Annotated in this window: 22 protein-coding genes and 1 pseudogene; 4 read left to right on the top strand and 19 right to left on the bottom strand. The window is 51.4% G+C overall.

Annotation, left to right across the window (positions count from 1 at the left end; translation table 11 throughout):
* Nucleotides 1-27 precede the first annotated feature (27 nt).
* The 14 genes and pseudogenes from L6H98_RS08205 to L6H98_RS08135 form a co-directional block, all read right to left on the bottom strand.
* Nucleotides 28-702 carry an NTP transferase domain-containing protein gene (locus L6H98_RS08205; RefSeq protein WP_236414227.1) on the bottom strand — a complete coding sequence of 225 codons (675 nt, stop codon included), beginning with the start codon at nt 700-702 and terminating at the stop codon, nt 28-30.
* Complete coding sequence (locus tag L6H98_RS08200) at nt 647-1,810, bottom strand: XdhC/CoxI family protein (protein ID WP_236414225.1); 1,164 nt, start codon at nt 1,808-1,810, stop codon at nt 647-649. Before L6H98_RS08200 ends, L6H98_RS08205 begins: the two co-directional genes overlap by 56 nt.
* Before the next feature lie 39 nt (nt 1,811-1,849).
* Nucleotides 1,850-3,172, bottom strand: a complete 1,323-nt coding sequence (locus tag L6H98_RS08195) for a 5'-deoxyadenosine deaminase (RefSeq protein WP_236414224.1) — start codon at nt 3,170-3,172, stop codon at nt 1,850-1,852.
* 98 nt (nt 3,173-3,270) lie between these two features.
* Entirely contained in the window at nt 3,271-4,866 is a 1,596-nt protein-coding gene (ggt, locus tag L6H98_RS08190; RefSeq protein WP_236414223.1) for a gamma-glutamyltransferase, read from the bottom strand.
* Nucleotides 4,860-5,021, bottom strand: a complete 162-nt coding sequence (locus L6H98_RS08185) for a hypothetical protein (protein WP_236414222.1) — start codon at nt 5,019-5,021, stop codon at nt 4,860-4,862. The genes ggt and L6H98_RS08185 overlap by 7 nt, the downstream gene beginning before the upstream one ends.
* Before the next feature lie 38 nt (nt 5,022-5,059).
* Complete coding sequence (uraD, locus tag L6H98_RS31370; RefSeq protein WP_356722658.1) at nt 5,060-5,950, bottom strand: 2-oxo-4-hydroxy-4-carboxy-5-ureidoimidazoline decarboxylase; 891 nt, start codon at nt 5,948-5,950, stop codon at nt 5,060-5,062.
* Nucleotides 5,951-6,198: 248 nt separating this feature from the next.
* A complete protein-coding gene (locus L6H98_RS08170; RefSeq protein ID WP_236414221.1) occupies nt 6,199-7,806 on the bottom strand; it encodes a PucR family transcriptional regulator in 1,608 nt (535 codons plus the stop codon).
* Nucleotides 7,807-8,092: 286 nt separating this feature from the next.
* Nucleotides 8,093-10,447, bottom strand: a complete 2,355-nt coding sequence (locus L6H98_RS08165) for a response regulator (protein ID WP_236414220.1) — start codon at nt 10,445-10,447, stop codon at nt 8,093-8,095.
* Nucleotides 10,444-10,848, bottom strand: coding sequence for a CHASE3 domain-containing protein (locus tag L6H98_RS08160; protein WP_236414219.1), 405 nt, complete (start codon nt 10,846-10,848; stop codon nt 10,444-10,446). The genes L6H98_RS08165 and L6H98_RS08160 overlap by 4 nt, the downstream gene beginning before the upstream one ends.
* 298 nt (nt 10,849-11,146) lie before the next feature.
* Entirely contained in the window at nt 11,147-12,535 is a 1,389-nt protein-coding gene (gene fumC / locus L6H98_RS08155) for a class II fumarate hydratase (RefSeq protein WP_236414218.1), read from the bottom strand.
* 153 nt (nt 12,536-12,688) lie between these two features.
* The gene (locus tag L6H98_RS08150) at nt 12,689-13,699 is read right to left on the bottom strand and encodes an aldose 1-epimerase (protein ID WP_236414216.1); all 1,011 of its coding nucleotides are present in this window, start codon (nt 13,697-13,699) and stop codon (nt 12,689-12,691) included.
* Nucleotides 13,700-13,912: 213 nt separating this feature from the next.
* Nucleotides 13,913-14,999, bottom strand: a pseudogene (tnpB, locus tag L6H98_RS08145) (IS200/IS605 family element RNA-guided endonuclease TnpB); the annotation flags it as partial.
* Between the two features lie 193 nt (nt 15,000-15,192).
* Entirely contained in the window at nt 15,193-16,002 is an 810-nt protein-coding gene (locus tag L6H98_RS08140; RefSeq protein WP_236414215.1) for an MBL fold metallo-hydrolase, read from the bottom strand.
* A 178-nt stretch (nt 16,003-16,180) separates the two neighbouring features.
* On the bottom strand, nt 16,181-16,453 hold the full coding sequence (locus L6H98_RS08135; protein WP_236414212.1) for a hypothetical protein: 273 nt from the start codon (nt 16,451-16,453) through the stop codon (nt 16,181-16,183).
* A 201-nt stretch (nt 16,454-16,654) separates the two neighbouring features.
* On the opposite strand from L6H98_RS08135, the gene L6H98_RS08130 reads away from it, so the two are divergent.
* From L6H98_RS08130 to L6H98_RS08115, 4 genes are all read left to right on the top strand, one after another.
* Nucleotides 16,655-17,887, top strand: a complete 1,233-nt coding sequence (locus L6H98_RS08130) for an aminopeptidase (protein WP_236414211.1) — start codon at nt 16,655-16,657, stop codon at nt 17,885-17,887.
* A gap of 101 nt (nt 17,888-17,988) precedes the next feature.
* Entirely contained in the window at nt 17,989-19,221 is a 1,233-nt protein-coding gene (locus L6H98_RS08125; RefSeq protein ID WP_236414209.1) for an aminopeptidase, read from the top strand.
* A gap of 193 nt (nt 19,222-19,414) precedes the next feature.
* Nucleotides 19,415-20,005, top strand: a complete 591-nt coding sequence (locus L6H98_RS08120) for an RNA polymerase sigma factor (RefSeq protein ID WP_236414207.1) — start codon at nt 19,415-19,417, stop codon at nt 20,003-20,005.
* Nucleotides 19,983-20,957, top strand: a complete 975-nt coding sequence (locus L6H98_RS08115) for a hypothetical protein (protein ID WP_236414205.1) — start codon at nt 19,983-19,985, stop codon at nt 20,955-20,957. The genes L6H98_RS08120 and L6H98_RS08115 overlap by 23 nt, the downstream gene beginning before the upstream one ends.
* A gap of 6 nt (nt 20,958-20,963) precedes the next feature.
* Here the strand turns inward: L6H98_RS08115 and L6H98_RS08110 are convergent, their stop codons facing one another.
* From L6H98_RS08110 to L6H98_RS08090, 5 genes are all read right to left on the bottom strand, one after another.
* Nucleotides 20,964-21,464: a hypothetical protein gene (locus L6H98_RS08110; protein WP_236414204.1), complete on the bottom strand. Its 501-nt coding sequence runs from the start codon at nt 21,462-21,464 to the stop codon at nt 20,964-20,966.
* Between the two features lie 235 nt (nt 21,465-21,699).
* A complete protein-coding gene (locus L6H98_RS08105) occupies nt 21,700-22,995 on the bottom strand; it encodes a hemolysin family protein (protein ID WP_290371428.1) in 1,296 nt (431 codons plus the stop codon).
* A 247-nt stretch (nt 22,996-23,242) separates the two neighbouring features.
* Entirely contained in the window at nt 23,243-24,823 is a 1,581-nt protein-coding gene (locus tag L6H98_RS08100) for a sigma-70 family RNA polymerase sigma factor (RefSeq protein WP_236414201.1), read from the bottom strand.
* 171 nt (nt 24,824-24,994) lie between these two features.
* Nucleotides 24,995-25,396, bottom strand: a complete 402-nt coding sequence (gerQ, locus tag L6H98_RS08095) for a spore coat protein GerQ (RefSeq protein ID WP_236414367.1) — start codon at nt 25,394-25,396, stop codon at nt 24,995-24,997.
* Between the two features lie 174 nt (nt 25,397-25,570).
* On the bottom strand, nt 25,571-25,993 hold the full coding sequence (locus L6H98_RS08090; protein ID WP_236414199.1) for a cell wall hydrolase: 423 nt from the start codon (nt 25,991-25,993) through the stop codon (nt 25,571-25,573).
* Nucleotides 25,994-26,073 lie beyond the last annotated feature (80 nt).

Raw genomic sequence — 26,073 nt, 5'->3', positions numbered from 1 at the left:
ATCGTTGCTCATATCACATTCACACTCTCACTTCACTTGCGTACGTTCCGCGAAATCGATAATGCGCGCCAGCTGCGGCTCCGTATCGGCATCCCAAAAGGAAAAGTCTGGCAGGATCACCTGACCGCCCTTATAACATGGCTCACGCAATACCGTTCGCGCCCCTTCGTCCCCATGAAGCAGCAGCAGCCGTTCCATCATGTGACACCGGAACGCGATCGGCGGTTTGCCGAAATCTCCGGGAGTGCCGTCCATCGCTGCCGAGTAATCCAGTAAGGGATCTTCCGCCAGAACACGTGCCACAAGGTCGATGTGCCGGGATTGCAGCAAGGGCTGGTCCGCGAGCAAAATCACGACACCTTCCGGGCGGGTCTGCATCGCAGCCTGGATGCCGCAACGCAGCGAGTTGGCCATGCCTTCGCGATCATCGGTACATGCCGTGAGCTGCAGCATCGTCTGCCGAATACGGGCAGAAACGCTGCCATTACGGGCTTTTGCCTCGCCCATCCATTCCGAAGGCACCCACCGTAAATCATCCTCGGGCTTCACCACGCAAACCACGTTCGCCAGGGCGGAAGAGCCTAGAGCGGCCTCCAATGCCCAAGCCGCGAGACTTCTGCCCCCAGGCATCGTAACGGCCAACTTGTCACGCCCCAGTCGGCTGCTCCGACCGGCCGCGAGCACGATCCCTGTCAGTTTCACAGGCTTCTCCTCCTCCGGCAGGCGGCTTTCTCGCCGAAACAGCTCTTCTATCGGCGATGAGTTCGGCCACGATGCTAACGGCAATTTCTTGCGGACCGTCCGCCCCGATGGTCAGCCCCACCGGTGCATGCAAATTGGGAAGCGTGGGAAGACCCTTCAGCAGTCTTCCCGTTCTTGTTTTGGAACCCAGAATTCCTAGATATCGATACTCGCAAGCTGCCAACAGCTCCAAAAACTCGCGTTCGCGCGGAAACTGGTGGCTCATCAGTATGACGTAATCCCCGCTTCGGATCTGCAGGACACGCATGATCTCGTTTGGAAAACCCAGCACGCGCTCCGCCTGGGGAAATCGCTTCGCATTGCAGAGCGATTCCCTCCAGTCGGCGACCACGACGCGGAAGCCGGAAGCTCCCGCAAGTCCCGCTACCGGTATCGCGTCATTGCCGGCACCCACAATGACAAGGCGTGGCTTGGGAGAATGGACGCTGCTCAGGCAGCGCGGCATGTTCCAACGCTGTTCAGCCGCCATAGCACTGTTCGATAATGCTTCGGTTTCTTCTGCTTTATCAGGGTTCATCCGTTCGGTCCCGCCAACCGTTTCTTCCTTTTCGCTCTCTTTTCCAGCGTGAAGGGCTGCCAAGTTAGTCGAAGGAATCTCCATATGGTCGAGAATCCCGTTCCTTCGCTTCAAAACATACTCCGTCCGGGAATAATCCGCATGAAAACGGCGCAAGAGCTCAACGGCAATCCCTTCCTCCAGACAAACGTACATCTCATGCATCACCGAACGCAGTTCTTCATGCACAGGCTCAAGAAGGACCAACACGAATCCTCCGCAGCCAATCGTCTCTCCCCAGGACCAATCCTCCTCCGGACGCATGTCGTATTCGACCCATTCCAGTTTCCCCGTCTCAAGGACGTGGCCAACGCGAGCCTGAAGATCGCTTTCCAGGCAGCCGGGACTGATGCTCCCGAACATGTCTCCGCGTTCGGTGAGCAGCATGGAAACCCCTTGCTTGCGGTAAGCATGGCCTTCCACCTTCACCGCCGTTGCCAGTACACAGCTCGTTTCGCGGATGGCTGCCGCGCACAGATCATGCATCTCCATGGCTGTTCCTCCATTCGCTTCTGCTGAAAGCCGATTCACTCAGATTCGTTTCATCAACCGCGCGATGCTTTTATCCGATTCCCGCAGCACCATACCACGGTCGATCGTCCGGATTTTGCGGTTGCCAAGCACGATGCGGCCGTCGATGATCACCGTATCCACGCAGCTCCGCGTTGCGGAATACACGACGCGGGAGTACACATCCGTATCGTAAGAAGGATAGGTGTGAAAATCGTCCAGATCAAGCAGCACGACGTCTGCTTTTTTGCCGACCTCCAGGCTGCCGATCTCCTTCGACATACCCAACACCTCGGCTCCTCCCATCGTGGCCATTCGCAGCACCGTGCGTGCATCCATCATCGTCGGCCCGTGCGGAACCTTTTGGATCAGCGCCGTCAAACGCATCTCCTGAAACATATCCAGATTGTTGTTGCACGGCGCGCCGTCGGCGCCGATGCCCACTGCAATCTGTCGGTTCAGCAGGTCCGGAATATCTGCAATCCCGGAGGACAACTTCAGGTTGGATCCGGGACAATGCGTTACTTTGACGCCGCGTTTGCGGATGATCTCCTTCTCCTCTTCGCTCAGCCACACGCAGTGAGCCAGAACCAGCCTTGGCGTGGCGAGCCCGATGTGATCCAGGTACGTGATGTTGCGCATGCCGCGTTCATGCTCGACGAGTTCGATTTCACCCCGGTTTTCGGATGCATGGGTATGGACGCGAACATGATATTGATTGGACAGCTCCCTGACTTGGATCAGAAGATCCTCGGTACAAGAGACGACGAAACGCGGGCAGAACGCATACTGGATGCGCCCGCCGCCGAAACCGTTCCATTTCTCCAGCAAGTCCACGCTCTGCTGCAGCGAAGCGGACGTGCTCTCGCGCAGCGGCTCCGGCACCTCGTCGCCGTGATCCATCATGACTTTGCCGGAAATGACGCGAATGCCGCTCTGTGCCATTGCTTGAAAAGCAGATTCCGTATGATGGACCGTTTCCATGTCCAGAATCGTCGTTGTGCCGCTCGAGATGAGTTCCCCGAGCCCGAGCATGGCCGAATAATAGACAGATTCCTCATCATGCGCGGCCTCCAGCGGCCAAATGCGCTGCCGCAGCCAATCCATCAGTTCCAGATCGTCCGCGCGGCCGCGAAACAAGGTCTGGCACAAGTGGATGTGCGTTTGGACGAAACCCGGCAGCAGCACTTTGCCGCGGGCATCGATGACCTCATCGGCATGAGCGTCGATATTCTCCTTCATTTGCTTGATCCGGTTGTCTTCGATGAAGAGATCGCCCGTAAATACTTCTTCGTCCGCATTCATCGTAACGAGCTGAGCACCTTTCAGCAGGATCGTTCCCATGTCTTTTCCCCCATCCGTTTTCAATCTGTGCCCTTGAACTGGTCTATATCCTGCAGCAAAGACCAGGCAATCACCCTAATGCGTGGTTGGGTTATCGGCTACCATCCGATCGCCATGCCGTCTCCCCTGGGATCGGCCGCGCCGCTGATCATGCCGTCCTCGCTAATCGCAATGCCTTGCGATTGGCCCATAATGCCATCCCACGGCGATACCGCTTCTACCTGATGTCCCCAGCGGGCAAGCGTGTCGCATACATCGTCGTGAAATCGGTTCTCGACGCGCATGGTGTCCCCATCCTCACCCCAAGTGCGGCCGTAAACCCAACGCGGCAGCCCGATCGCTTCCTGAACCGTTAGCCCGTAATCCAACACGCCGGTCAGCACGGACAGCTGCGTTTGCGGCTGACCTTCGCCACCCTGAGTGCCTACAAGCAGGCAAGGCTTTCCGTTCCGGGTGACCATGCCAGGCATCAACGTATGGAAGGAACGTTTGCCCGGCTCCAGCACGTTGGCATCCTTCGGATCGAGCGAAAAAAAAGAACCTCTGTTTTGCATGATGATCCCCGTGCCTCCAGGCACGTAGGCCGAGCCAAAATCGAAATACAGGCTTTGAATGAACGAAACGGCATGACCATCGCCGTCAACCACGGCCGCGTACGCGGTATCCTGCCCCATCGTTTGGGAGATGAAAGGCTGCGCGGAAGGCGGTGCCGCATGAATTTCGTTCCAGAGCTCGTTGCCGTAAGCTTTGGACAACAGGTGCTCAAGCGGGATCTTCCTGAAATCCGGGTCCGTCAAATACCGATCACGATCGCGGAAAGCCTTCTTCACCACTTCGGCCATCAGATGGTAGAACTCGGGCGACGTGCGCGCCACCGCCGAAAGATTGATGTTTTCCAGCATGTTCAGCATCATGAGCATCGAGAACCCTTGCGAGTTCGGCGGCATTTGATGCACTTGATAGCCCCGATAATCCGTGCTGACCGGCTCTACCCATGCGCCCCGGTGATCGGCAAAATCCTTCGCGGTCAGCATGCCACCGTCTTCAAGCATGGCTGCAGCGATGCGTTCGGCAAGTTCCCCTGTATAAAAAGCTTTGCGTCCCCCGCTTTGGAGCAAACGAATGGAGGCCGCAAGTTCAGGCTGCAGCAGCAGGTCTCCTTCCCGCAAAAGAGTGCCTTCCGGGGCGTAAATGCGCCTAAGCGGCGCATATCCCGTAATCAATTCTTCATCTCTTTCCATCCACAGGCGCAGATTGCGGGAGACCGGGCACCCCTGCTCGGCATAACGCGCCGCGGGCTCCAGCAATACCGCCCACTCCAGCTTGCCGAAGCGGTTCCACACTTCCCACCAGGCATCGACCATGCCGGGAACGGTGATCGCGCTAAGCACGCCGCGCTGCGGAATGGCACTCATCCCCATCGACTTGAAAGTATCCGCGTTTATGCCTGCAGCGGAGCGTCCACTCCCGTTGTAAGCCGCAATCCTGCCGCTTTGCCCATCGTGAACAAGGAAGAATGCGTCTCCGCCCAACCCTGTCATATGCGGATAGACAACGCCCAAGGCTGCGCTGATCGCTATTGCTGCATCGACCGCGCTTCCGCCCTGCTGCAGGATGGAGCTCCCTACCGCACTGGCGATATAATGCGGCGTAGTAACCATGGCATTTCTGGAAACCGGCATCTGGTTCAGCATAATGCTCCCTCCTTTCCTGCATAGACATCGAGTGCCGCTTGTACCGCCTCCCCCGCAGGCAAAGCAAATTTGTGATGCAGCATTACCGCTTCCAGCACACCCGGAACGTGCAGCACTACCCGGCCGCCCCGGACGATCGTATCCATGTTTGCCATCGTCCTGCCCTCCGCCTCAAAACCGGTACTCGGCTTACTTAGCTCCCCCGGTATGTACTGTATCCCCCTGGCGCGATCAATAAAGGGATATGGTAGTGACTGTTCGCATCGGAAACGGTGAACCGGATCGGAACCACGGTCCAGAGCAGCGACGGTCCCTCTCCTTCGCCCAACCGCTCCGAATAATACTTCTCCACATGAAACCGAAGCTCATAAATGCCTTTTTGAAGCTCGCTTCCAACCAACAACGGCGCATCCAGCCGCCCGTCTGTATTGGTTAAGGACGCACCTTCCCTTGACCAGCTCTCCATTTCCTTATTGCACGTCATCCTGTATAATTCCACATTCACTCCAGCTGCCGGAACGCCTCTGGACGTATCCAGTACATGCGTGGTGATGCGTCCTCCCGAGCTGGCTGACATAGTTCCCGCCTGCGTGATCCATTGCTCCAAACGGATCGAAGCGATTTTGAACACTTCACCGAGCGCCGTCCGAAATTCTTCGTCCCAGCTCCGCTCATTGCGTTGCCGCATGGCATGCAAAATGGAATCGGGATGGTGTCCTTTCACCGCCATTATAAACGGAAACCCCAGTCGGTCCGTATACTTCCTGTTCAATCGGTTCATCTCTTCGAATTGCACCGGAGAAAGGGAGTTCAGCCCGGCTCCGGCCTGTTCCTGCACCGAACTGTCGCTCATGCGGATACGTGCCCCAAGATCGGGATGATTGCGAAGCAACTGCAGCTTGACCTCGGTATCGGCTGCCAGAACAACTTGTTTCATGACGTTCATCATGTGTTCAAAAGAGGCAAAGGGACGCATACCATAGGAGTGCTCGGCTACCCACGGCGATTCCTCGAAAAGCCCGCCGAACGTTTGCACGTATTGTTCCGCAGACCAGTTGTTAATGCGTGTAATGAACTCATCCATTCCATCACCTCCGGTCTTTGGTAGATTGTTGTATTTCATTGTACGTGCAGGTTCTTGGAGCAACAATAATAATCATGCAACTTTGTGATATAACATAACATATGTGAGTTGAATTGTTTGCCGTGCACGGCTCTTTTTTACTGACATGTGCCTTTAAGCACAAAAAACCATGCTTCTCAACGGAAGCACGGCGACATTTCCTTGGTTTTCAGTTGAATTATGGAATATTATCTAACTTCAAACTCACTTCAAGTACGAGGACTGTTTTTGTCACGGATGAATTTGCGGAATGTAAAGACCAGCTTCAATTTCAGCAAATCGTTCGTTTTTTTGAAGTCCATTTGCAGCAAGCTGCCGATCTTCTCCATGCGATACGTCACCGTGTTGCGATGCACGTACAAGCGTTTGGCTGCCTCATTGATCAGACCGTCGTTCTCGATAAAAGATTCCAGCGTGTTCATCAATACCTGATTCGGATCCCCCTCGTGCGCGAGCAGCGGCTCCAACACTTTGTTGCAGTAATTTTCCATGATGCGATCCGGCACATGTTGAAAAACATAAGCAAACTCCACCATTTCAAATTGCAGCGCCCGGTCTTTCATCCCGAATCGGCGTGCCAGCTGCCCGGTATCCAGGCATTCTTGGTAAGCTTCGCGCAGCGATTTGGGTTCATGTTTCATTTTGCTGATCCAAAAACGCGGAGCGGAAGCTCCCTTCGCCTCCTGCGCTGCGAGCACGTCAGCAAAACGGTTAAGAAGAAACGCGGATAATTCTTCTCCATAGTCCCTTCCAGTCGGACAAGTGTACAGGGATAGAATGCCGTCTTCGATCTGAAAATGCTGCGAGGACGCAAACTGCATCAGCGGGTTGTACTGCAGCTCGCGGTGAATCTGTTTCAAAAGCTTGCCATCGGCAACTGCGGCAGGCTCCAACGTGGTAAGCACGCATTGGTACGTGCCCTGGAACAGGTAAACGCCTTTGTTTTCGCTAAGCATGTTCAGCTCTTCGATCGTCAGTTTATTGCCCAGATATTGAGTCAGCCATGTGCGCATCTCGTCTTGCACGGTCGGGTTAATGTGTTCCCGATACGTCATATCCATATAGAAGGCAAGCACGTCCGCGGCTTGTTGAAACAATTCTTCCTCAGCCTTGAGCGATAATGCCGAATCCGTGAATACGAGCAGGAAACCGTACTCCTCGTCATTATGCTTGATGGGCACGCGATGGCAGCTCCCTTGATTCCATTTGACGCGGTGCATGACCGATCTCCAAGGCCATCCCTGTACCGCCGAATCCGCAGCAATGCCTTCACTTCCGAAAAGCACATGTCCGCGAGGACCGATTACCGCAAGCGGATGACTCAGGATCGCCGCCAGCTCGGCAAACACGTTGCGATAAGGCTGTTGATGCAGGGCGAATTTCATCAGCCTTTTCTGCTTTTGCATCACCTCGTGCAGCAAACGATGGGAGCGCTCGTGCTCGGCTTTAAACAATGCGTTCATCTGGTCGGAAAATGTGAATTGGAACGGCAATTCCAGCAAAGGCATTCGCAAACGATCCGCTTCTTCGATGATGCCTTGAGGAATGGACTGCCAGAAACGTCCCAGTTTGATGCCAAGCCCAGCACATCCCCGTTCATTCAGGCGCCGCATCAGGCGCAATGCATCTGTTTCGTTGTCCTTCATAATAAAGGCGGTCGTAAACAACATCTCGCCCGATTTGATCCAGTCCGCAATATCCGGAGCATCCATGACGTTTACGGATTTCATCATACGCGAAGTTCCTTCCCCGCCGGCGACCAATTTGGCCTCGGACAGCGGATACACCTGCAAAGCCTCTTTAACCGTGAGCTGCATGGACATTACCTCCCATGTACATTACATTAAAACCATAAACGAATTAGTTTCACCGTCTTTTTCAGGTTGATCTGTAGTTTTAAAAGTAATAAATCGGCTGGAACCATTAATTCTTGTTAAGTATTATAACATCAAATTCCGAATTAAAGCTGACATCCAAAAAAAATACAACCCAAGGGCTGTTCACAGCCATGCTGTGGAAGCTTCTTGGATTGCATATCGTGCAGCGTATTGGTGTAGTTTTTTTCAAGCCCGCATGTTGATCATCCGCCTTGCGTCTGTTCCTTTAACTCCCCAGCCATAATTTCATGCGGGAAATCACTTCGCTCATGTTAAGCGGTTTGCTAATGTAGTCCGAAGCTCCTGCAGCCAGGCATTTATCGCGATCTTCCTTCATCGCCTTGGCAGTCAGCGCAATGATCGGAATTCGCGTCATTCCCAGTCTGTTTCTGATCTGCCGCGTCGCTTCGTACCCGTCCAATTCCGGCATCATGATGTCCATCATGATGATATCCGGCCGAACCTCTCCCCGCTCCAGCATCTCCAGGCATTCATGCCCGTTCTGGGCCGTCGCAATCTTCATGCCGTATTGCTCAAGTGCATTCGCAAGCGCATATACGTTGCGGATGTCATCGTCTACGACGAATACTTCCTTGTCATGAAGCAGCGTTTTCTCCAACGGCGTTAACCAAGGGTCCGTTTTCCAATCGGGTTCTTCGTCCATCGAATTTTGACCCGAACGTTCGGCTGCAGCAGCCGCCTCATTCAAGAATAACCTCGCGCCATGCGCATCTGATGGAGATAACGAAACAACGCCATTGTCCCTGTTCAATGGCAGAATTAGCGAGAACGTGCTCCCTTCGCCGATCCGGCTCGTCACTGAAATGGAACCGCCTAACAGGTTGGCAAGCGACAGGGATATGGACAATCCGAGCCCCGTCCCGCCGTATTTTCGCGCAGTGGCCCCATCTGCTTGTTTGAACGCTTCAAAAATGGGCTGCAGCTGATCTTCATGGATCCCGATCCCCGTATCGCTTACGGAGAAAGAGACAACCTCGGCCGGTTTCCCGTCCTTATGGGAGCCTTCCAAATGCATGCGGGAAATCGTAAGAATTACTTCGCCTTTACTTGTAAACTTGAATGCATTGGAGAGCAAATTCCGCAAAATTTGTTGCAAACGCATCTCGTCGGTTTCAATGTACTCGGGAAGTTCCCCTTGCAATATAATGCGAAAATCAAGCCCTTTTTGTTCCGCCATTTTTTGAAAGTACCGGTACATGGCCTCAGGCAAGTCGGCAATCCTTACGTTACTCCAGGCCATGTCCATTTTGCCGGCTTCAACCTTCGACAGATCCAGAATGTCATTAATCAGGTGCAGCAAATCCTTGCCGGACGCGTGAATGACCGAAGCATATTTCTGTTCTTCCGCATCCAGATGCCCCTGTTTGTTCGCAGCAAGGATTTCGGACAATATAAGCATGCTGTTGAGCGGCGTGCGCAATTCATGAGACATATTCGCCAAAAATTCCGATTTGTACCCCGAACTAGCACGCAATTGCTCTGCCAGAACGGCCATTTCGCTCGCCGATAATTCGGCAGCGCTCTTTTGCTCTTCGAGGCGATCGTTGAGGACGTGAAGTTCCTCGGTCTGCATCTGAAGCTCCTCCGTTTGGGAAGCCATCTCTTCGGTCTGCTGCTGCAACCTCTCCGATTGGGCCTGCAGCTCCTCGTTTAACACTTGGGATTCATCATACAACTGCTGAAGTTCCATGCGCGTCATGACAGAGTGCAGGGATACTCCGAAAATCTCATTCAACTCGCTCAGCACAGCCGCTTGATCCGGAGACAAAGGCTGGAGAGCGGCAATCTCGACGACCGAGATCACTTTGCCTTCGAATAATACGGGAGCTACCGTCAATGAGCGTGCTTCCGCATACCCCAGACCAGAACTGATACGGATATAACCAGGCGGCAGATCATGCAAGTGCAGCATCCGTTTTTCGGCCACGCATTGTCCGACGAGTCCTTCGCCGACATTTAATACGGTTTGATTCGGTTTAAGCAATTCTCCACTTGCGGCGTAGGATGCCAGATTGGTCAACTGTTGATGTTTATTCCAATGATAGAGCACCCCGTAAGGGACCTCCAAAACGATCGACAGGTGGTTCAGGTACAATTGGGACAGCGATTCAAGACTGGCCTGGTTTTGCAGCATCGTGGCCATTGCTGCAATGCGCTCCTTAATCCGATTCTGTTCCTGAACAGTATCCAAAAGCCGGTTGGTTTCCATCCCCAGATCGCCGACTTCGTCCCTCGAACGTACATGAACCCGTTGAGTCAGACTTCCGCCGCGTGAGATGTCGCTGATCGTCTGAATCACTTCTTTCAACGTTTTTACGATATTGCCGGAGATCGCGAGAGCAGCGGCAACGGAAATCGCCGTGATTGCGAACCAGAGGGCGTAAATGACTTTTAACAACACGGAGGAACGATCGGAAAGTTCGGATACGCGGGCATCCGTCAATTGTAACTCCGTATTCCGAAACCGGGTTAATTGGTCGCGAAGAAGATCAATTTCGTTTTTTCCGGGGTCAGCCCGAAAAAAGGCGAGCACTTCGCCTGGACTTCCTTCTTTCTTCAACGCAATCGCAGGTTCCCCCGAACCTCCAGCCAGCGCTCGATATGGTTCCGAATCATTTCCAGGTTGCGCTGCTGGGTGGGGTTGTCGCCGATCAGTTCATAGAGAAGATTGTAATTCGAATTCCATTCCGAATTGGCCGACCGATAAGGTTCAAGATAATCCTCGTCACCGGTAAGCATATATCCGCGCTGTCCGGTTTCCATGTTCAGCACGTTTTTTTCAATGGCATTGGTCAGATTATGTACTTCAAGATCATGATGGCTAATATAATCGTTTTCTTCCTGTAAAGTATGGATCTGTACCGATAAAACGGAGAGCGAGATACCGAATAACAGGAGTACGACGAGATATCCCAGCAAAATTTTGGAGCGTATCGAGAATCTTTGCATTTTGGGCAGCATGGGGACCTCCAGTGGAACGCACAATATCGCAACCATTGAATTTGGCTGCCGCACCGTAACGTCCAACGACCAAAGTTGGTTGGGAAACGTCGTTCAATGCGCATGCGTATTCTATGGATCCGTATTTTGTGTGAATGCATGTAATTTGGTTAATCATGGTGTAGAACGATCGTTATTCGACGCATCCATGGACTGAAAAACTTTTAAATATCATGGTAAAAGGACCTGCCAACCGCAGGTCCTTCGTAACAAAGATCAACGCCAAGCAAGTTAACCATACCCTTGGCTATGAAATAGATCAGGCTTTGGGTGCGATCATTTTTGCCGGGTCGACGTATTGATCAAATTGCTCTTCGGTCAGCAAACCCGTCTGCAAGGCAGCTTCCTTCAGAGAGAGCCCTTCCTTGTGCGCAAGCTTGGCAATTTTCGCCGCATTCTCATAACCGATGTGCGGGTTTAGCGCAGTGACCAGCATCAGCGAGTTATTCAGGTTATGCTGAATTTGGTCCAGGTTCGGTTCAATGCCAACGGCACATTTGTCATTGAACGCTATGATGGAATCGGCTAACAATTGAACGGATTGCAGGAAGTTATAGATGATGACCGGCTTAAACACGTTCAGCTCGAAATTCCCCTGGCTTGCGGCAAATCCGATGGCAGCATCATTGCCCATAACCTGCGTAACCACCATCGTCATGGCTTCGCTCTGCGTTGGATTCACTTTACCAGGCATGATCGAGCTGCCCGGCTCATTTTCCGGAATGCGAATCTCGCCCAGACCGCTGCGCGGACCGCTCGCAAGCCAGCGTACGTCATTGGCGATTTTCATGAGGTCTGCCGCAAGCGCTTTTACCGCCCCATGCGCATATACGACTTCGTCATGGCTTGTCAGCGCATGGAATTTGTTCGGAGCAGACACGAAATCCTTGCCGGTATGTTTGCCGATTTCCTTTGCGGTCAGGTCGCCAAAGTCAGGATGGGCATTGATTCCTGTGCCGACAGCGGTGCCCCCGATGGCAAGCTCCTTCATATACTGCACGCTGTCGCGAATCATGCGCTCGCTCTTGTCGAGCATAGCGGACCAGCCGCTGATTTCTTGTCCAAGCGTGATCGGCGTGGCATCCTGCAGATGCGTACGGCCGATTTTGATGATATCCTTGAACGCTTCCGCTTTCTCGTTCAGCGTTTTTTTGAGCACGGCGATCGCCGGGAGCAGCTGATCCTCAACAGCAATGACACCGGCCACATGCAGTGCCGTAGGGAACGTATCGTTCGAGCTTTGGGACATGTTAACGTCATCATTCGGATGCAGGCGCTCTTCTTTGCCTTTTTGCTCCAGCAATCGGTTGCCCAGGTTGGCAATGACCTCGTTCACGTTCATGTTGGACTGGGTGCCGCTTCCGGTTTGCCAAACAACGAGTGGGAAATGGTCATCGATGCGTCCGGCGATAATTTCATCGGCAGCCTCAGCAATGGCCGCTGCTTTATCCGCAGACAGCTTGCCCAGAGAGTGGTTGCTGGCTGCAGCACTTTTTTTCAATATAGCGAGAGCTCGCACAACCTCCATCGGCATCTGTTCGTTCCCGATCGGAAAGTTCTCCTTGCTCCGTTGCGTTTGAGCTCCCCACAGTCTGTCTGCGGGCACTTTCATTTCACCTAGCGTATCTCTCTCAATGCGATATTCCACTTGCTTGTCCTCCTCCGGAAAGATGGTTTCGAGCTTTCCAAATATGAATGATTTCATGGGCAGAGCTTGCGTATCTTGTCATATTATACATGATTGCCGTGCAAACTTTCACCTTTTCGACAAAGATGTAAGCGCATCACAAAAAAGCAAAACTTAGTTGCGTGGACGAATCGGATACAGGCGGCTCGACTGTTCAAACAGTTCCCCTGGCTCCAGGCCGATCAAACCGCTTTCTTCTGCGGGAATTTCAGGCAGGTTTGGTGCGTTTACCAGGTTCATTTGCGGCTCGGGGCAGAAAAATCCGCCTTCCGTGTTGTTGTTCCAGATCATCCAGTGCTTGTATGCCGTTCCCACATCATATACGAGCTTGTCCCCTGTACGCAGGTTGGTCAGCTCCATATAATTGCGGCCATCCTGAGGTTCCGACGTGTAATGATGATCCATCGCCTCGAAGAATGGGCTGACCCCTTCAGCCTTCATTTGCTGCTCTTCCGGTGAAAGCGGTTGAAATTGGCCTGTCGGCAAAGAACGTCCATTCAGTTCGCGGCGTTGTCCAATCGTAATTTTCGCCGTATAGTCGGATGCTGCGCTATCCGGCACGAAAGGCACGTTGATCGCCGTATGGAAAGCAAACAGGGCAGGCATGCGTTCTGCACCCTCATTACGTGCTTTCAACTGAATTTGAAGCCCGTCGACGCTAAGAGAGTAGCGCAAGGTTACCGTAAACGTAAACGGCAAATATTTATGGAAAACATGCCCTTCCTTCACTTGCTGGCTCAACAATACATAGCTCTCAAGATCGTCGGAGCCATATCCTTCAACCTTCCATTCGATATCATGCAAAAAGCCGTGCAAATGGTTGCCCGTAGCCGGTTCGTTGACGGGTAACTGGTATACCTTCCCGTCCCAAGGAAAACGTCCGTCTTCGTAACGGTTCGGCGGAGACAACACCGGGATTCCGTATACCGCAGGCGCTGCCTTGAACTCTTCGATCCTTGCCTCATTCGGTTCGCGCAAGTAACGATGGCCGCGCTCCACATCGCGGAATGCAACCAAATTAGCGCCGATGCTTGGAATAACGGCCGCTTCAAACGCGCCATAATGAAGCCAGATAGCCGGGATGCCCCCGAATTGCCCTTCCACTGCCGAATTCTGTCGTGTCATGGATTATGTACCTCCTGCATTCTAAGGTTATAACTATACGGCTCGACTATATCATGACTTCGGCAAAAATACCAATCTATGATAGAGATTGAACACTCCCACCACTTAGCTTTCGCTTGAAGTGGGGGATTCTTGGGTAATCGAACCTCTTGGTTCGAAGTGGACCAAGCGATCCCTGTGGTCCCCACAGTTCTCGGGCGATATGACGATTGATATGGCAACATCCTTAATGTTTCGGGCTGCATTGACATCCCGATCATGGAGGGTCTCGCAGGATGGGCACACCCATTGCCGTACCGAAAGATCTTTCACCTCTCGGTGCAGTGCTCCGCATACATGGCAGGTTTGACTTGTCGGAGCAAATCTATCCGCAATCTTGAGGGTGCGCCCGTACCATTCCGCTTTATACGTGAGCTGCCTTCTGAACTCACTCCAGGACGCATCGGCGATCGATTTGGCCAGCTTGTGATTCTTGAGCATGTTAGAAACTTTTAAGTCCGAGGGTGCTGATCGTTTGGTTTTCACGGATCAGCTTGGTGGACAGCTTGTGCAAAAAGTCATGGCGGATATTCGCCATTCTCTCGTGGATCAGAGCGATCTTCCGTTTGGCTTTTTGCCAATTGAATCCGTCTTTCGTACGCCGGGCCAGCCTCCGCTGCCAGCTTGCCAACTTCTTTTCATATTGGCTCCAGGCTTTTGGATGAGTATCCCGCATACCCTCGGACGATACCGCAAACGTTTTTAGTCCCAGATCGATCCCTACCGACTTCTCGTTATGCGGTAAGGGCTCCATCTCCACTTCACAGACGAGCGAAACAAAATACTTCCCCGCGGCATTTCGCCGTACCGTAGCCGAGAGAATGCGTCCTACACAGGGGCGGGAGTTTGCAAAACGCAGCCACCCCAGCTTGGGGAGCTTGAGCTCCCTCCCATTCACAGCGATATTTCCATTGGTATATCGGGTCGTGTAGCTTTGAACCGGATGTTTACGGTTTTTGAAACGCGGAGCCTGCGTCTGCTTCTTGAAAAAACGATCAAAGCTATCGGCTACATGCCGAACAGCCGATTGTAGGGCAATACTGTCCGTTTTTTTCAACCAAGGATGTTCTTGCTTTAGACCTGGAAGCTGAGTGGCACAAGCATGGTACGACAAGCCCTTGCCTGTGGCATCAAACGTATCCTTCCATTGTCCCAGAAAATAGTTGAACACAAAACGGCAACATCCAAACATCTGATGGATTAGCTTCTGCTGTTCACGATTGGGGTAGATCCGATACTTGTATGCTTTATGGAAGAGCATGCCATACACCTCCGTTCCTTGCAGTTATTATAGCACATATGTTCGGTTCTGAATAGAAAAGATGGCGATTCATCCCCCACCTAAAGCTGAGGCTTTTGAGGAGGGAGTCTTCTCGCCTTCAGATAAACTCATCCGGCAAAATTAAAGACGGCTGCAGATCATCGCAGGCCGCCGTATGTCACCATTGTAACGGTCAATCCACAAACTTGCCGTGTTCCGGTACGATCTGGTCTTCAAACGTTTCATCCAGCTTCTCTAATGAATCCGTTAACGCCGTTCCGCGAAGCGCATGTCCGTGCCCGGTGACGATGACTTCCGGTTGAAGGCTTCGCAAGCAACTGACCGAGCGATGGGCCGCATCCCAATCTGTCGTAAAATAGGCTGGAGGCCCGTGCATCTGCAAATCCTGCAGAAGCACGTTCCATAACGATTCCTGCTTCACCGTTACGATGGCGTCTCCGGCAATCAGGCAGCGGTCTGCATCCCGGAACAGCGAAATATGTCCCGGCGTATGGCCAGGCGTATGGATCCAGCGCCAGCCAGGAGCTCCGGGCACAGAATGATCTTTTGGCAGGCAGAACACGCGATCGTCCAAATTAATGGCTTCGTTCGGATAGGCAAACGACAATCTGGACATCAGGCCGCCGCCCACGGACGGATCGGCCGGCGGATAATCCTTTTGTCCCGTCAAATAAGGCATTTCCAATGGATGGGCATACACCGGCACTCCCCAAAACTGCTCCAACTCGATCACCGTTCCCACATGGTCGAAATGGCCATGGGTCAGTATAATCGCAGAAGGCGGGCCTGCAAATCTATGTTCTGCAGCCTGTTTGATGTCCTCGGCAAACGACGTCATGCCTGTATCGACAAGAATCCAGTTCCTGCTTCCTTTTTCCCCGACAAACACAACATTGACAAATAGCGTCCGCATACTGAGGATATCGTGCGCGACTTCTTCAAGCCCTGTCATGCCGGATGTAAACCATTGGTCTAATGACATACACGCTTACCTCCTCTTCAGGCGATCGTGACCCGGATTGCGTTGCTCTGTCGTAGACTTCCCTTTTTGCAACAGTTCATTCGAAGCATCAAAAAAACAGACGATGCATGCCAAGTACAGGCACACACCGTCTAGTATAGTCTGTTCAACACGGGGTTAGAACCAATTTCATCCAAAATCAAGCAGGATATGCATCCAAAGCGGCATCCAGCAGCATGTTATAAAGATCGTCATCGTTCTCCAGCAGCTCGTCCATGCGCAGCAATTCCTCTTCATCCCCGGACTCTTCCGTGAAATGCAAACTGTAATCCCAGTCCTTTCCGTTCTTGCTCATAAACGTAATTTCGTAAAGGGACTTATCGCCCTCTGCCCGAAATACCGTACTTCCCACAAACATCATCTCGTCGCCGCGATGCATTTCGGCGGAAACAATCACAACATTCACCGTCATTCTCTCCTTTTGCTCTCTGGTCTTGCGCCAGTTCACCCCATTTTGTTCAAATGGGGTTTGGTAATTATTATTGGTTAATTGTACAATATATATTGTAGCAACGTATACCTTAATTAATGAAGGAACCATTCCTTACATACACTTAATGGGGACGCAACACTTGAGCTACAACATTTCTATCATACTGGAGGAGAACATAGCATGAACTCATTTGAAAAAAAACTGCAGCAATATGCTGCTCTGGCCGTCCAAGTCGGCGTCAATGTCCATCAGGGACAAACGCTGGTCGTAAACGCTCCGATCTCGGCCGCGCATTTCGTGCGTCTCATCGTTAAAGAAGCTTACAGCGTGGGCGCCAAGCTCGTAAAGGTCAACTGGAGCGATGAAACAGTGACCCGCATCCACTATGATTTGGCCCCGGACGAAGCGTTCTCGATCGAACCGAAGTGGTTTGCCGGTGAAATGACCGAACTCGTGGAAAATGGCGCAGCCGTACTGCACGTCATCGCCGAGAACCCGGACCTGCTGAACGGCGTTCCGCAGGAACGCATCGTCACGACGCAAAAGGTGCGCGCCAAAGCGCTGGAGAAATATCGCGAGTATCAAATGGCCGACAAATTCAGTTGGTCCATCGTGGCCGTACCGTCTGCGGAATGGGCTGCCAAAGTATTCCCGGATCTGCCGGAGAACGAACAAGTCGAAAAATTGTGGGACGTTATTTTCAAAACCGTTCGAATCGGCGATCAGGATGCCGTTGCCGAATGGAAGAGCCATTTGCAAAACCTCGACTCCCGCGCCGAGCTGCTGAATTCGAAGAAATACAAAAAATTGCATTATACCGCACCTGGAACGGATCTGACGATCGAGCTTCCGGAAGGACATCTGTGGGTATCCGGCGGCAGCATCAATGAACAAGGACATGTTTTCGTCGCAAACATGCCAACAGAGGAAGTATTTACGGCTCCGCTCAAAACCGGAGTTAACGGCACCGTTCGCAGCACAAAACCACTGAGCTATGGCGGTAATTTGATCGACGGTTTCTCCATTACATTCGAAAACGGGCGGATCGTGGATTATACGGCCGAACAAGGACTGGAAGCATTGAAAAGCCTGGTCGAAATGGACGAGGGTGCTCATTACCTTGGCGAAGTGGCTCTAGTGCCGCATCAATCGCCGATTTCCGATACAAATATTTTGTTCTTCAACACCTTGTTTGACGAAAATGCATCGAACCATCTCGCCATCGGCAATGCCTATGCGTTCTGTCTGGAAGGCGGTAAAACGATGTCTCAGCAGCAATTGGCGGAAAGCGGGTTGAATTCCAGTCTGACTCATGTCGACTTCATGATTGGTTCGGGCGAAATGGACATCAACGGCGTGACTGCGGACGGAACGGAAGAACCGATCTTCCGTAAAGGCAACTGGGCTTTCTAAATCATGATCGAATAGCATGGAGAGGAGCTCGCCTCCTCTCTATTTTTGTCTTTCGATGTGACCGGAAGACCAAATAGAAAAAGAAAGGCGGAAAACAGAAAATGTTGACGTTTGAACAAAAATTGGACCGTTACGCCGAACTGGCCGTTAAAGTCGGAGCGAACGTGCAGCCTGGACAAGTGTTTGTCATCAATGCCATGATTGATGCTGCTGAATTCGTGCATCTATTGACACGAAAAGGATACGAAGCCGGCGCCAAACAGGTCATCGTGAAATATTCGGACGAAACCGTCAATCGGCTGAGATTGGAAAAGGCTGACGAAGCCGTGCTGGAGGAACCTCCAGTATGGCATGCCCGGGAAGTGCAGGAACTGGCTGAAAACAATGCGGTCTTCCTCACGGTGCTCTCTTCCGGGCCGGATGCCATGAAAGGCATTGATCCGAAGCGCATCGCCGCCCATCAGCGCGCCTTCGGGCAAGCCATGTCCACCTACAGACGATATTTGCAAGCCGACAAAATGAGCTGGACCGGCGTTGCATGCCCTTCTCCGGCCTGGGCAACCAAGGTATTTCCCGGCCTTCCTGCCGAGGATTCGGTAGCCCGGCTGTGGGATGCGATTTTTGCTGCAGTGCGAGCCGATCAGGAAGATCCCGTGCAAGCCTGGGAACAGCATATTGCACGACTCGACAGTAAAGCCTCGGTGCTGAACGGCAAAAAATACCGTGCACTGCATTTCATTTCCCCAGGTACCGACCTGACGGTGGAACTGCCCGAAGGTCATATTTGGGCGCAGGCTGGAAGCGTAAACGAAAAAGGCACCCCTTTCGTCGCCAACATTCCTACCGAAGAAGTCTACACCGCTCCCCTCAGAACAGGGGTCAACGGCACGGTAACCAGCACGAAACCGCTGAGCTACGGCGGTAACATCATTGACCGGTTTACGCTAACGTTCCAAAACGGGCGTATAGTCCAATATCATGCGGAAGAAGGTCAGGAATCGTTGGAGAGGCTGATTCATATGGATGAGGGATCCCATTATTTGGGGGAAGTCGCTTTAGTTCCGTATCATTCTCCCATCTCGGAGAGCGGAATTTTGTATTATACCACGCTGTACGACGAGAATGCCTCATGCCACCTTGCCATTGGCAGCTCTTACGCTTCCAATCTGGAAGGCGGTAAAACGATGTCTCCCGAGGAACTTGCAGCCCGCGGCATGAACTCAAGCATGACTCATGTCGACTTCATGATGGGTTCGCCTGAAACGAGCATTTACGGCATCACGGCTAACGGCGACCGAGAGCCGGTATTCCTCAACGGGGATTGGGCTTTCTGAGAGCATCGGTTTCCGTTTTTCTTCCCGGCTGTCCTGCCCCACGTAGCCTTGCGGCCATGGGGCAGGATGGCTTTTTTTGGATGCAGCCGGACATGTTCCATTTGCTTGTCTACCCATTGTAAGCCTTCCATATCATGTTGTAAAATGTAAGGATACCAATGTTTGTGGACTGTTCGCCAGAAAGGAGAACATCATGGCCAATCGGCTTCAATTATTGTTAGCTTCCGATTTTCACCATTTGAGCCCTGCACTGCAGGAAGAAGTATATTACGAATATTACAATATGGTTCATGGACTCATTGTATATATGATCAAGGAATACAGCGCTGCTGAAGACATTATCCAGGAAGCCTTCATCAAAATTATTAAAAACAAGCCGGTTTTCGAGGATGAAGCCAAATTGAAGGCATGGCTGAAAGTAGTAACCCGGAATACGGCCATTAATTATTTGAGAAAAAATAAAAAAAACCGTAACCAGTTGGATGTAGACGGTGTTTTTATAGATATGGAGGCGATGAATCAAACAAGCGCATCGGTTGAAACGACCGTTGAAACGCAGATGATGCAGGAATCGATCGAACATTATCTGGCCCAGCTCAAACCTGAATACCGGGTGCTGGTGGAAATGCGCTGGAAGCAAGGCTTGTCCTATCGGGAAATGGCCGATCTGTTGGATACATCCGAGGAAATCGTTAAACAGCGCCTGTTTAGAGCCAGGGGCAGTATCAAGAAGCAATTACATAAGGAATGGGGTGGAAACGTTGAGCAAAGGCAAATTCGATAAACAGAACCATCAATATGCGGAACTTGATGATGAATTTTTTGATGCAGCTTTTGACGCCGCGTTTGACCAAGCTTTCGAGCAAGCGACTTCTGCCCCAGCGAGTTTAAAAGGCAACAATGACGTTACAGAGAATATGCGCGATTCCTGGCTCAAGGTACAGCGAGAAATCAACAAAATGGGCAAACAGAGAAAAAGAATGCGGACGCTGAAACTGTCAGGAGTAGTGGCAGCTTCGATTATGCTAGGTGCCGTCATTTTCAGCATGCCTACAGGCATGCAGGCGGTTTCCCCTTTTGTACAGACGATGAAAGACTGGGGAAATGGGGTAAAGTCCATCATTATTCAGGATCGTTCGAACGATTTGATGACTCCAGATCCATCGCATGCCAAGACAGCACCGCCACCTGAACGTGGAATTGATGAAGCTCCGCAAATCTTCCCGAGTGAAGAGCAGGATCAGCCCAATATGGACGCAGAAGCGGAAACTTCCCAGGTGTTTGTCCCGGTCGAAGTAACGGAGGAAGAAGCCCGCTCGGGATTCATTGGGGACTTCTTGCTATCGAATGCAATCCCCGAGCGGTTTACTGATGTTACGTTTGAACTGTTGCTGGATCGGGATCGGCCTGCAAATTCACCTGATCCGGAGAAATCGGATCACATGAGAGTCCGTTATTCCGGTACAGACAAGGATGGTAAAGAGGAAGTGATCCAATTCGACTATGTATGGATCTATCCCGGACAGATTGTCGAAGGTCCAATGTTAAGAGAAACAAGCGTTGTTGATTTAAAGGATGGCAGTGAAGCATTTATGTCCCTTGGACCGCCTTATAATACGTTTCAATGGATGATGGGTTCAACCAACGTAAGCTTGTTTGGCACCGTTAGCGAGGAAGAAATGTTGGCCATTGCCAATGACCTGCAGAAACAACGTTTTCCTTCTACCAATCCTTAGCTTGGATTAGAAAAGCGTACTTGGAGAGGTATGTGTTGTCGTTTCGGTAGTGGAGCCGTCACGTACCGTATGTGTGCTTACCACGCGATAATAATATCCGGTGATCACCGTCCAGCTTGACTTTGCATTTAAGACCGATACGTTTGTTGCCGAGTCGGAATCCGAGCGATACGTCACCCAGCTTGTTCCTGTCCAGCGTTCAAGACGATAGTCTACCTTGATCGAGCTCATTTTCTGATAGGTCGAGGTCGTCGTAGCTACGACTGCAGTAAGTCCCCCTCCGGGAGTTACCGCACCAACCGCATTATAAATGTATTTCAGTTGAGCTAAACTCTGAATGTTATGGTACTCTGGTGGAGGTGCTGTGAGAGCGACCGGCGCTTGTACAGATGGCTGGATCTCCGTAGCCGCCTCTACGTTGGCAGCAGGAATTGTAAATACTGCTGGTGCAATTATCGCTGCAGCAAGGGTTGCTTTCAAAATCGGGTGCAAGTTCTTTGTCGACATTCGGTTTTCCTCCAATTCCATAGTTTGGGATAATCATAGTTATTTAACGAATCAAGCATAATAAAGGTTTCAAAATAATGCCTTAACTTTTTTACAGCATTTTATGTATTCTCTCGTTCCTTCATAAAAAAAGCTGCACAGTGGCGTCTAGTGATACGCTCCCACTGTGCAGCTTTTATTTTTATACTTGCATCCGATAACCTTTAGCATGACGTCAGCAAAGCAGCCCAGGGTCTTAGGCTCCCTCTCCTTCGGAGAGTTGCTCCAGTCTGATCGCGCTAACGCGGGAGATTCGTTTATGCTCGGTTTCCTGAATGACAAATACATAACCGTCGTATTCTGCCGATTGCCCGACTTCCGGAGGGATCGTCTGTACTCTTGAGTACAGCCATCCTCCAATCGTATCGTAATCGTCATGATCCATTTCCAAACCCAACAGTCCATTGACCTCTTCAATCAGCATCAGGCCGTCAATGGAGTATTCCGTCTCACCAACCTTCACAAAGGTAGGACGCTCTTGGTCGAACTCATCCTGAATCTCGCCCACGATCTCTTCCATGATATCCTCAAGGGTAACCAGACCGGAGGTACCTCCGTATTCATCAATAAGGATGGCAATCTGGTTTTTGCTGCGCTGCATGCGTTTGAGGAGCTCGCTGATCGGCGTGGATTCCGGCACGGCGAGAATAGGCCTGATAATGGAAATGGTGTCCGTAAGCTGGGAACGCATCAAGTCTTTGATATGGATAAAACCGATAATATGGTCTTTATCGCCATTATAGACCGGATAGCGGGTTCGCATGCTTTCACTGGCAATCTCCAAATTTTCAAGCATGGACTGATTGGCGTTCAGACAGATCATTTCCGTCCGCGGAATCATGATTTCACGGGCGGTTGTTGCCGTAAAATCGAATATATTATCAACAAGCGCCAATTCAGTATTGTCAATTAAACCGCTCTTATTGCTTTCTTTCATCAGAATGCGTAGTTCATCTTCGCTATGGGCCTCATCGAGTTCGGATACCGGGGCCATGCGGAACGCTTTGAGCAAGCTGTTGGCCATGCCATTTAGTGCCCAGATGAACGGATACATCAGTTTGTAAAAATACGTCAGCAATGCCGCAGACCACAACGTAATCGTCTCGGACTTGCGGATTGCCATCGTTTTGGGAGCAAGTTCCCCCAGTACGATATGCAAAATCGTTATGATAACAAAAGCAATCACGATCGAGATTCCATGTACATAGATCGGACCTAGTCCAAATGCGGTAAACATCGGCTCAAGCAGATGTGCAATGGCAGGTTCCCCCAGCCATCCCAACCCAAGCGAGGCCAACGTAATGCCCAATTGGCAAGCGGACAAATAAGCATCGAGATTGTTCACGATATTGGAGGCATAAACTGCCTTTTTGTTTCCTGCTTCCACCAAAGCTTCAATCCGGCTGCCGCGCACCTTCACCATGGCAAATTCAGCCGAGACAAAAAAGCCATTCATCAGCACCAAAAATGCAATTGCTAACAAGTTTAAAATACTCGGTAAGGGGTCACTCAAATGTTCATCCTATTCGCCGTCACTCTTCGGCAAATAGGTCCACCTCCTTCGAAATTGTAGGATATTAACCGTTCTGCCGTTCATCCACCGCTTCAACTTCCCAATGGATTCACCTCCCTTGCTTTTAGCAATATAGCAAACATATGCTTCTTTTATTATATAACTCTAAGCTACACAGTCAATCCATGTCCTATGACAGCGAATCGACGCAAACAAGCTCTTCATTTTACATTTCCCTGATATTCACGAGAGCGCCAATTTCCGGATCCCATCTCCAATCCGAGGATTTGCCTGCTCCCGTCATGATTCCGCCGATCCACCATTCATCGGTCCAGAGTGCTGCCCCGTCCCTTTCGCCATGCAGCACCCTTTCACCCAGCTCCGTCAAAGCCAGGACGGCGAACCGGAATGATTCGTCCTGCTGGCGAAAATTCGGAAACGCGTTTGCTCCCTCCACATGCAGCAGAGCATGGGGTCCGTCAGCCATTCTCCGCAAATGTGCCCAATATTGTAAATCCCCCAGACCAAGCAGGTGAAGTTTCTCGGAAACTTGCTGGAATACGTCAAATGGATGAACCGTCCCGTTTTTCACGATTTCCAGGGTCGTCTGTTCGATCATTCCAAGCCCGTTGGCGGTGGAAGGCAGTCGCGACAAATGGGCCTGAAAGGCCGCTTGCGCATATGGGAGTGCAGCTTTGTCTTCCAGCAAATACCGGGCATGATCCTGTGGATCAGGGGACACATACGCTTCCCAGAAACGGCGTCCGGCCTCCATCTCCTCTTCCTCTATTACATGCCAAGTTCCCGACAAACGTTCGATCTGCACGGGCGTGAGCTGTCCAAGTCCCCGAAAACGGGAAATCTCCGGATGGGAATCCAGGCATAACAAATGGAGTTTCGCCTGATTTGCTCCTTTTTCATGAAGAACATGCAGCAAATAAGAAAGCATCGTCTGGTCGTATAGATCGTATTCAAACCATAGGACCACTTCCCGATGGCGATCCAACGAATCCAGTTTTTGTTCCAGCTCTCGAATCTTCATGTATTCCGACTTCGGAATGCCCAATTGCGCTTCCAAATAGTCTGCACGGCGTGCTCGTTCGTTTCTTTTGCTCATATCGGGAAATACGGGACCGAACGTATACAGCTCGCGCCAAGCGACGACCTCTCCCTGGATTCCGCTTTGCCGGATTCGATCCGCCGCATGATCCCCGTTCGTGATATGAAGCATGTGTTTTCCTCCCTCATACAGTTCATTGAATACATTTAACATGTCGGTTACGGGTAATGAATGCCTAAGCTTTGCCCGGGCATCGTACAGTCTTTTTTTCAAAGCCGATACGGACACGTTCAGCGCATCCGAGATTTCTTTTAGGGAGTAACCCTGAAAATAAAACATATGGACTACCCTGCTCAAGGCCGACGGCAAATCGTCAATCGAATCATGCAGGCTCCGATATTTTTCGTTCAACAGCGCCTGCTCTTCCGGATTATGCCGCGAGTCGCGGTCCAAGTCCACATGCAGCAGCTCGGTGATCGGTACGACCGTATGTTGTTTACGTCTTTCGTGCCGATGGCACTGCCTCTCCACGATGACTTTGAACCATCCGGGAAAAGCTTCCGGCTTGTCCAGTTTACCCAAGTTTGCAAAAGCCTCGGCGAACGCTTCTTGAACCACATCTTCTGCCCACAGCATGCTCCCCAACCGGCGTCGCGCTACCGCAAGGGCCATTCCCCGATATTGCTTCATTAATTGTTCCTGAGCTTCCGCTTTTCCCTCGATGGCAGCTTCGATCCATGACTTCAATGATGTCTGCTCCTTCCAATGGTTTGTTCCGTTCTACTAATTAAGTGCCATCTTATCACATTAAGGTTACTTTTAAATGTTTCGAAAAAAAGAACCGGCTCTTTGCGACGAATGCCGCATCGAAACGGTTCTTGGTTATGTCCTTTGGTATTGATTTATCGCGTACGCGGATTAGTATCTGCTTGGCGCTTGAGGAACGTTGCCGATCACGCCAGGGTATTGATAAGTAAGCGGCTCATCGAATGTTGCATAATCGAAGTTCACCATAAGCAGCATGATGCGTTTGCCTGTTTTTGGATCACTGATAATGATATGGTCCCGGCCAGCCGCTTCGATGATGCCTTGGAAAATGCGGGCGTTCCATTCTTTGTTTCCTTCATAGGTCATGTAGAACGTACCGAATTTGCCGAGATTCAGGCGCAAAATGTTCTCGATGTAAGACTGCTCGAACTGGGGAGCCGTTGTTGTGACTACGCCGCCGGCAGGTGTCATGGGCGCTCCGCTGGAAACAAGCGGCGGCACGCTGGTAGCCGTTGGAGACACCATGGTTGCAGTCGGCGAAACGGAAGACATGCCCGGTGCGGGTGACATGGAGGTCATACCCGGCGTCGGCGACATGGAAGGCATGCCATTCCCCGTTTTGTACGCGGATAATCCTTGCACCTGAGAATTGGCTTGTTGGCCATAGGCCGGAGATTGCATGGTTGGTTGATAAGGTTGGTTAATCATGTTAATTCCTCCCCAAATTTAATATACACTCGGACAATCTTCGCCAGTCGGACTGAAGAAACAGTGTGCCTTGAATCGTCCCGTATTTTGCTGGTTAAACCAGGTTGGCGGACATTCGCCTGCCGGACGGAAGAACCAAAGCGAATTGCTGGCCGGCCAGATTCGTTCGCCATTGATGACGCGCTGGGCCAGGCGAATTTCGGATTGCCTTGCACGCTGATAAAAGTAGCCTTTTTGCGTGGATTCAAAGCCTCCGGGATTCTGAAATACCATACGGTTGATGTCCCTGATGTCGGCAAAATCCAGGCAATCTGCCAACACTCTGTTGACGCCGACATTGCCTACCATAAGCATACCCTGATCGCCATCACCTTCGGCTTCGGCTCTCATCAGTCGCGCAAGCAGCCTGACGTCGTTCGTATTGGCCTTGATTACAGCCATTACCGTTCCCTCCCTCGTTGAGCTCTTCATCACCGTATATCGTATTGTGCTGATGCCCATTTTGTGACACGATCGGCACA

This window comes from Paenibacillus sp. JJ-223 (assembly GCF_927798175.1).
GTDB lineage: Bacteria > Bacillota > Bacilli > Paenibacillales > Paenibacillaceae > Paenibacillus > Paenibacillus hubeiensis.
This window is presented reverse-complemented; position numbering and strand designations above follow the sequence as displayed.